Annotated in this window: 5 protein-coding genes; 2 read left to right on the forward strand and 3 right to left on the reverse strand. The window is 42.6% G+C overall.

Annotated elements, in window-relative coordinates; all coding sequences use genetic code 11:
* On the forward strand, positions 1 to 586 hold a 586-nt coding region (locus tag ABZA00_RS15645), incomplete at its 5' end, for a GntR family transcriptional regulator (RefSeq protein ID WP_372883088.1).
* Between the two features lie 154 nt (positions 587 to 740).
* Here the strand turns inward: ABZA00_RS15645 and ABZA00_RS15650 are convergent.
* The 3 genes from ABZA00_RS15650 to mngA all read right to left on the reverse strand — a co-directional run bounded on the left by ABZA00_RS15650 (position 741) and on the right by mngA (position 6,639).
* Positions 741 to 1,892 (reverse strand): glycerate kinase, encoded by a 1,152-nt coding sequence (locus ABZA00_RS15650; protein ID WP_372883089.1) that lies wholly within the window; start codon positions 1,890 to 1,892, stop codon positions 741 to 743.
* Between the two features lie 57 nt (positions 1,893 to 1,949).
* Positions 1,950 to 4,595, reverse strand: coding sequence for a mannosylglycerate hydrolase (mngB, locus tag ABZA00_RS15655; RefSeq protein ID WP_372883090.1), 2,646 nt, complete (start codon positions 4,593 to 4,595; stop codon positions 1,950 to 1,952).
* A 112-nt stretch (positions 4,596 to 4,707) separates the two neighbouring features.
* Positions 4,708 to 6,639, reverse strand: coding sequence for a PTS 2-O-a-mannosyl-D-glycerate transporter subunit IIABC (gene mngA / locus ABZA00_RS15660; protein ID WP_372883091.1), 1,932 nt, complete (start codon positions 6,637 to 6,639; stop codon positions 4,708 to 4,710).
* Positions 6,640 to 7,110: 471 nt separating this feature from the next.
* On the opposite strand from mngA, the gene ABZA00_RS15665 reads away from it, so the two are divergent.
* Positions 7,111 to 7,379, forward strand: a 269-nt coding sequence (locus ABZA00_RS15665; protein ID WP_372883092.1) for a GntR family transcriptional regulator, incomplete at its 3' end; no start/stop codon positions are given.

Below are 7,379 nucleotides of genomic sequence, written 5' to 3' on the forward strand. Positions count from 1 at the left end.
GGTAACCATCAGGCAGGCGCTGAAATTACTGATTGAAAATGACGAACTTGAAAGTGTCCAGGGCAGCGGTACCTACGTCAAAGAAAAAAAAGTCAACTACGACATCTATCAGCAATCCAGTTTTAAAGAAAAATGGGCTCATCTTAATGTCGCTACCCATAGTGATGTGATTACTTTTGAAATTACCAAACCAAGCATACTGATGGCTGAAAACCTGAATATTAATGAAAATGATCGCATTTTCTACGTTAAGCGGGTGCGTTATATCGAAGACAATCCCATAACAGTTGAAGAAACCTGGCTGCCATTAGCGCTTTTTCCTGATTTAACTTATCACGTAATGCAAAACTCTAAATATGACTTTATTGAAAAAACCAAAGGTTTTGTTATTGATCGCAGTGAACAGGAGATAATACCTATTTTACCGCCCGAGGAAATCTCGACATTACTCGGTATCGATCCTAACCAGCCGATTATTGAGAAACGTACACGCAGTTATTTACAGGACAATACGGTTTTTGAATACAGCCGTAACTATTTTAAACCAAGCGATTATAAGTTTACCTTGGTTGCCAAACGTCATTAATAGCAAGTAGATTAAAGAAGTGATCTTGTATTGCGTAGGAAAAATCTAGGAAGGAAGCAAGGAGGAAGGAAGGGACTGTTTGAGTCATCATTGCCCCTTATTGATTTGATTGCTAATCGGTAATTAGCCTGTCGCACAATAACTTAATAAGCCGTTATTTGCCAGAAAGCCTATTACCCATTAATAACGTCGCAGCAATATTTCTTGCTGTGCGCGTTAAGTTGCCCTCCGCTTCGCTTAATACCTGCGCTAAAGGTTGCGGAGAGCGCACACTGCCAAAAATGCAGCCCATAGTGTCGTATAATGCATCTACTTCAGCGCCTAAGGATCCGGCAATCGCAATCACGGGAATAGCCCGTGCCTGAGCGCGTTTAGCAATACCAAAAGGTGTTTTGCCATTAAGCGTCTGATTATCCATCTGCCCTTCACCGGTGATCACTAAATCAGCGCCTTGTAGTGCATCATCGACCTTTAAAATATCCAGTACCATATCGATACCTGCTTGAATTTGAATATTAAAGGCTAAGGATAAACCCAGTGGTGCGCCACCTGCAGCGCCGAATCCGGCACTATTTTGCTGGTTGATATGGGTGGTCTGCGCGGCAATATCGGCAAAATGACTTAAGGCACGATCAAGTAGCTCAACCATCTCCGGGGTAGCCCCTTTTTGCGGTCCAAATACGTGACTTGCTCCATTGTCGCCGGTTAATGGATTTGATACATCACAGGCAACAATAAATTCCACCTCGGCGCAGCGTTTATCAAGGTTGCTTAAATCAATAGCAGCTAAATCGACAAGTGCCGCGCCACCAACAGGCAGTTGATTACCCTGAGCATCTAATAATTGACCGCCAAGAGCCTGTAAAATGCCCGCGCCACCATCATTAGTGGCACTGCCGCCCAAACCAATCACAATTTTTTTAACGCCTAAATCTAACGCCTGCAGTATCGATTGTCCGGTACCAAAGCTGGTCGCGATAAGCGGGTTACGTTGCTCAGGCGTAATCAGATCCAGACCGGAAGCCGCCGCTATTTCGATTAATGCCGTTTTAGATTGGCCATCATTAAGCAGCGCCCAGAGCGCATTAACATTACCTGCAATAGGTCCCTGTACATCCTGATTTTTCCTTTCCCCTTTAAGGGCATCCACTAAAACATCAACCGTTCCTTCGCCGCCATCGGCAAGGGGGATTTTGATAATTTCACTGTCTGGGAAAATTTGCGAAAATCCATTTTCAATACAAGTTGCAACAGCCATGGCTGAAAGCGATTCTTTAAATGAATCTGGTGCGATAACAATTTTCATCATTTCACCTATTCACCCCTTATCACTAAGGGGCTACCGTTGTAGTTAATGTTTTACTTAGAATTTAACGCGGAATGTTTTAGCCTGACATGGCGCTAATCTGCCAAAATCCTGAGCTTGTCGTGCCTCTTCCCCAACTTTTGGCGTTTCATCCAATAGGGTTTCAAGCCATTCAGTTACTGCTGTTGTGAATTCAACTTTACCTGCAGCAGACTCTGTTTCAGAGGGATTGTAAACACGCATGATTAAGGCATCTTCATCTTCGGCTTTTTTCAGTACGCTTAACACTAAGCCTTCTTTTTCTGTGCTTAATAGGCTGTAGGTTAATGGCAGATTCTGTTCACCGACATTCAGTTTCATCGCATTGAACGGGATCTTGTTGTAGCACTGAATTGGCGTCACATTGGCACGCGCTTCAGCCATCACGTTGGCATCGATATGGTTACCGGCAAAAGCAAACAGTGTAAATTCGCACACTAATTTGCCGCGGGTTTGTGAGTCTGGCGCAGGGATCTTGATACCCGATGGACGGCCCGGACGAAGCAGTAGATTTTCTTTACCCAGTACACCCACACCACGGAACAGAGTCAGTGCCAAGGTGTCGCGTTGCTCGCTTTGGTTGGCAATCACTTCAAATTCACGCAGACCATTGGTCATCACAGCCATACCCGCCTGGCCATTTTCCAATGCAGCAAAGTTCATTAACTGATAGATAGGAACCGGCGCTTCTTTCCACTTTTCTTCCTCCCAGACTTGCATTGCCGGATCATCCGTTGGACGCGTGATCAGACCGAACTGGTTGTCAGCAACAACAGTATCAGTAACAAATGCAGTTGGGATCAAGACACGAACACGATGATCATCGGCCTGGTTATCGAGTTCCATACGCACTTCAATACGACGGGTATCGTCTTTAAGAACCACTTGGCAGACGACATCGACATAACCATCCTGGTTGCTACGCGCTTCACGAGTTTCCAGGTTAGAAGGCACATTCATGCGCAGTTTAATAGTCGCAACAGATTGCAATGCCTGATGCTCAATGCTTGTTTCAGCGGTAAACTCATCGGAATATAGAAGCCACTCTTTACGTGAAGGCGAGTAATCGTACTCATCTCCATCATCAGAGCCATCTTCAAGACGCAGTACCTGATCAAATGTCTGCTCAGTCTCTTTATCAAAAATAGTTAATGTGCCGTTACCGTTAACCGTCACTTTGTAGAAGCTGTTTTCCAGGACATTTTGTTGTTTTTGCGGCGCCGCTTTTAATGTACCTTTTTCATTCGCTTTGACATGGAAAGTAGTAAAGCCCATTGCCGGTACGCTAACTTTAAGCTGAATATCGAACTCCATAAAGGGGTCGTAGTTACCGTAATGGACGATTTGACGGTCAATTTTACCCGGGTCGATTTCGCGTTGATCTTCAATAAAGTACTCAACTTCGTTACCCGCATCATCAAAGATTTTGAATTCTTGAGCACGAATAGTGATCAGGGTATTAACCACTTCATCACGGGCGTAGGTAGAAAGGTTAAACAGCGCTAATTTGTCACAATCTTCTTTGGCTGGCATATGATCAACAATTTTACGCTTGTAGAAGTTGATAAGGTTAGTGGCCATATCATCGGCAAGGATGTAACGGTTTAGAATTTCCGCATGCACCTTATCGCTACAACAACAACCGATAGAATCGTGAGCATGGTTTTTCATACTTTCTTTCCACATTTTCTCGATTAAACCGTGGTGATATTCAAAACCTAATTTCCAGGCGATGGCTGCTAGCGGCTCTAAAATGTTAACAATTTTGTTTTCCACTTCAGCGTGGATAATTTTGATATCCATACGAGTAGAAGAGATACTGCGGTGAACGCGCATATATTTCCCATCATTAAACTCACCTTTGATGGTATCTAGCTTTTCTTTTTGCGCTTCGATTTTTTCAAAGACATCTTCAAAGCGGCTCATTAGGAACTCACGATCCGGATAAGCTTCACGCAGTTTATCCATTACCTCAAAAATATTTTTCTGAATAGGCATCTGATCATGGCCATTCGGTAATAGGATATCTTTAGTAACGGAAGCATTTTCTAATACTTTCAGGTAAGTATCTAAACGCTTGCTAAGGGCATCTTTATCTTCAGGCAGGTATTTACCAATGGCATAACCTAATGGCAGCACCTGAGTTGTTACTTCACTGCCGTCATTTGACTGCCATAAAAATTCCGTTTTATCAGTGCCGTGGCGCTCAGAACAACCACGCCAGAACATAGTACGGTCGATACCAAAGCCGTTATAGATCATCGGCAGCTGAGAGCTCATGGAGAATGAATCCGGCAGGTAACCAATTTTCATAGGATCACCAAATTTCAGACAGTCACGGATACCGTACATCATATTACGCACAATCGACTCACCAGAAACCTGCATGGTATCCGTTTGCGAATACCATGGACCGATAATCAGTTTACCCGCCTGAACCAGTGCTTTAACACGCTCGGTATTTTCCGGTTTGATAGCAAAATAGTCTTCTAATAGCGCAGTTTGGCCATCAAGTACGTAGTATTTATAGTCCGGATCCGTCTCCAGACGATCCATGATTTCTTCCATATTATTCACAAGTAAGATACGAGATTCTTCCGTTGTGAAGTACCATTCACGATCCCAGTGCATGTGAGGAGTAATATGTACGCGAGATGTAGTCATAATTTTATACCTTAATTGATAAGCTCTTAATTAATATTGAAAACAATGTGCTTTAAAAATGTTCACTGATTGGGCATAGCGAATAACATCGCTATGCCCGATAAAAGTTGTATTAGTTAGCTTGTGCAACCAGTGCTGCTAATCTTTCTTTTTTAGCGTGGTGTGCTCTCCAGGTAATCAGCATAGCTGTAGAGATAATGGTCCCGATGATTGCCGCACCAAACCAGATACCACCGGCCATCAAGGCACCTATACCAGCATCATGTAGCAGGAAGATAGAAACGATACCCGCTCCCGGAGTTGACAGGCCGATACCTGCGGCACCGATGATTGCACCTGTTACCACTGAACCCGCCAGGAATGAACCGATAACACGGATTGGATCTTCAATCGCCATTGGAATTGCCCCTTCAGTAATACCCGCAAGACCAAGTAACCAGGTAGACTTACCAATTTCAATTTCAAATTCTTCAAATAAACGAGGCGCTATCATGGTAGAGAAAGTAACGGTAAAGGCCGATACCATTTTCACTGAACCAAAGATTGCATAAGGACCGTATACACCGTTAGCCATCGCTCCTAAACAGAATGCATAAGCTGCTTTGTTTACCGGACCACCTAAGTCAAAGGAGACGAAAAGACCGATAACCGCACCAAGTAATAAGGTATTGCTACCAGATAAGCTGTTTAACCAGTCAGTTAGGCCTTGGTTTAATAATGCAACGGGTTTACCGACAACAAACATCATTAACGTACCGACCACTAAGGTACCGAGAACGGGATAAAGATAGAAAGTAACAAAACCATTAAATGCAGGTCTTAAACGGACATTCTCTTTGATCCAACGCATCACGTAACCGGCGACAATACCGCCGACAACACCACCGAGGAAACCTGAGCCAATCATATTCGCAGCAAGACCGGCAGCAAAACCAGGACCCAATGCAGGTTTATCGGCAATCGAATAAGCCGTATAAGCAGCAAGTACAGGTACCATTAACGTACCAAGCAGACCACCACCTAATTTACGGAACATCCATAACCAGGAGTTTTCTGTCGCATAAAGCTCTTGCAGATCAAAGATTTGTGCAATTAATACGGCAACCGCAAGTACAGTACCACCGGCAATAATAAGTGGAACCGCAAATGAGATACCGCTTAATAAAGCTTGTTTAAGCTCTACTTTAAGTGATTTTTTCTTAGGTGCATCCTCTGCAGCCGTTGCACGCGTACCGGAAGCTTTTGCCTCCAACGCTTGTTGCAGAATGCGCTCTGCATATTTGATTGGCTCAGCTACTGCAACCTGAACTTTAGGTAATCCCTGGAAACGCTGTTCATCTTTAATCGCAACTTCTGCAGCAATAACACAAGCATCTGCTTTATTTAATTGCTCAGCAGTCAGGCGATCTTCAATCCCATTTGCGCCCTGTTTTTCAACATAAACATTAATGCCCAGTTTTTTACCTGCTTTTTCCAGATATTCTGCGGCCATATAAGTATGTGCAATACCAGCAGGACAAGCTGTTACACAAACAACCGTTGGCTTGTTTTTATCAATAACACTATCTTGTTTTTTATCTGCTTTTTTACCATCAAGTAATGCAATCAGCTCTTCTGCTGTAGTGGCGTTGGAAACGGCTTCCCGTACTTCGTCATCTACCAGTGTTGTTGTCAGTTCGGTCAGCACCTGCATATGCGTCGATCCCGCTTGTGCATTTGGAATAGCCAATAGAAAAATTAAATTGACATCTTCCTCTTCATCTTCATCCAAACCTTTCCACTTTATCGGGTTTTTTAAGGTTGCTACCGCAAAACTCGCTTCCTTAACCGCATCGGATTTACCATGGGGTACCGCAAGACCTTCACCTAAAGCTGTAGGACCTTCTTCTTCTCGCGCAAAAACTGCCGCTAAATATTCTTCTTTATTATGTAACTTGCCTTGCTTTTGTAACTTTTCAGCCAGTGCATAGATAGCCTCATCTCGGCTGGCAAACTGAGTTTGCACACTGATCAGTGAGGTATTGGTAAGTGCTGTTATTTTCATAATATTTGTCCTGTTCTCACAAATTTCACAAATTAAATTGCTGAGGATTCAACGGGGACAATAACAGTACCTATTGAGGACAATTTTAGCGACACAGCTCACATTTTACTCAATTTGGATTTAATTGGTATCTTTATTTGTATTTTATTTGTATTTTTTATTGCTGAGCTGATCATTTTTAATTTGAACAACGGTTCTCACCTGTTTTAAATAGGTGCTGTTATATTTTATTGTTGCAGCGGTTTTTATTATTTAAATGGCAATATTGTTATTAACAGCCTCTAACACAATAAACTTGCTTAATCTTATTTTTTTACAAGGGGTTAGGAACTACAAAAATACTAAGAACAGGGGTATCGAAGAGAGTGATGAAATAACATTTGTATTATCACAAGCCATTTGTATTAAATACATGTTTAACGTATCCTTTACAGGATTATAAAATTTTTATGGTATCTATCTGAGGTTTATATGGCCAAATTACCAATGTATCGAAAAATAGCAGATACAATTCGTAGCAAAATAAATAGCGGGGAGTATAAAGTGGGTGAAGTTATTCCCACCGAGGCTGAGCTGCGCGAAGAGTTTTCAGTCAGCCGGGTAACCATCAGGCAGGCGCTGAAATTACTGATTGAAAATGACGAACTTGAAAGTGTCCAGGGCAGCGGTACCTACGTCAAAGAAAAAAAAGTCAACTACGACATCTATCAGCAATCCAGTTTTAAAGAAAAATGGGCTCA

Source organism: Psychromonas sp., assembly GCF_041586535.1.
Classification (GTDB): domain Bacteria; phylum Pseudomonadota; class Gammaproteobacteria; order Enterobacterales; family Psychromonadaceae; genus Psychromonas.